At 39.4% G+C, this 1,496-nt stretch carries 1 protein-coding gene; it reads left to right on the top strand.

Annotated elements, in window-relative coordinates:
* The first annotated feature begins 137 nt into the window (after nt 1-137).
* A complete protein-coding gene (locus tag EG2_RS18140) occupies nt 138-1,412 on the top strand; it encodes an ISL3-like element IS1476 family transposase (protein WP_060815725.1) in 1,275 nt (424 codons plus the stop codon).
* The last annotated feature ends 84 nt before the right edge of the window (nt 1,413-1,496 follow it).

The following is a 1,496-nucleotide window of genomic DNA, read 5'->3' as shown; positions in this document are numbered from 1 at the left end:
TTCTATAATATTTTGTGTTGGTGGAAAATCGAAGGCGATTTTCTACTAACACTTTTTCTTCGTTTCAACTCAAAAAGAGACTCACTTTTGGTAAAATTTAGTCGACCAAAACGTCATCCTACCAAAGGAGTCTCTCAATGGATAATCATACTAGAAAATTACTCGGATTAACAGATAAACATTTATTTTTTGATGAAGAATGGCTGATTGAAAAAGAATATAAAGGCGTTCAAGCGCAGTTTATTAAAGGAAAATTGGATGACTCTCCTTCCTATTGTGAACACTGTCGATCGGTTCGTATTATCCGCAACGGTTCCTATACGACACGCACTCAGATGTTGAAAGTCAAAGAAAAGTTGACTATTTTAGAATTAAAACGTACCCGTTTTCTCTGCCATGATTGTGGAAGGACCTTTTCTGCGAAAACGGACTTAGTTGATGAACATCATCAACTAACAAAGGAACTGAAGCAGGCAATTCTCATGGAACTGTACGAAAATCAATCACGTAAACTAATCGCTAAGAAGTACTTCGTCTCGGATGGGACGGTGACACGGATCTTGCGTGAAGCAACGAAGCATTACCAGCCACGTATGAACTTCCTTCCGACGGTGTTGTGTATGGATGAGTTCAAATCAATGAAGTCTGTTTCTGGTTCCATGAGTTTTATTTGTGTTGATGGGACAACCAATCAGCTATTTACGATCCTTGAAGATCGCAGACTTTACAAACTAACTCAATACTTCCTGCACTTTCCTAGAAAAGCCCGTTTAAAGGTCAAGTACCTAGTGATGGACATGAATGCCAGCTATTGTCAGTTGCTTAAAACAGTCTTTCCAAATGCGGAGATCGTAACTGACCGCTTTCATATTGTCCAACACATCAATCGCAGCTTCAATCAATTACGTGTCCAGATCATGAATCGTTTTCGAACCTCACACTCTGAAAATCAGAAGAAGTACCGTCGGCTCAAGCGATATTGGAAACTCTTACTCAAAGATTCCACGACATTGGAGCCACTCAAACGGCATTATCATCGACTGTTTAAACGACCAATTAGTCAAACAGAAATCGTTGATGAGCTGTTAAGCTACAACGAAGAATTGCGAACTGCGTATCATTTTTGTCAATTATTACGCTATTATTTCGTTAAACGAGGTACGGAAGGCTTTCAAGAAACCCTTAAAACAATTTCATCTACGTTACCTCAGTCGTTTAAAAAGAAATTCACGATCTTCCATCGCTACCAATCGGGTATTTCAAATGCCTTTAAGGTGTCCCACTCAAACGGCGTCACTGAGGGGCTGAATAACAAGATCAAGCTGATTAAACGAATTGCGTTTGGTTATCGCAACTTTTATAACTTTCGGGCACGGATCTATTTACAACAAGGTCTGATCTTTGAAAACTAAAAAAATATGCGGCGCACAGAACGCGCCGCATATCGGACTAAGTTTTATTCAAATTTGTCTTCACCAACACGATTTGACGAAGAG

The sequence above is a fragment of the Enterococcus gallinarum NBRC 100675 genome (assembly GCF_001544275.1).
Classification (GTDB): domain Bacteria; phylum Bacillota; class Bacilli; order Lactobacillales; family Enterococcaceae; genus Enterococcus_D; species Enterococcus_D gallinarum.
The sequence above is the reverse complement of the archived record's forward strand: the minus strand, read 5'-3'. Positions and strand labels throughout refer to the sequence as shown.

Coding starts and splice junctions, on each gene's coding strand:
- EG2_RS18140 (WP_060815725.1), top strand. CDS start 138: ATGGATAATCATACTAGAAAATTACTCGGATTAACAGATAAACATTTA.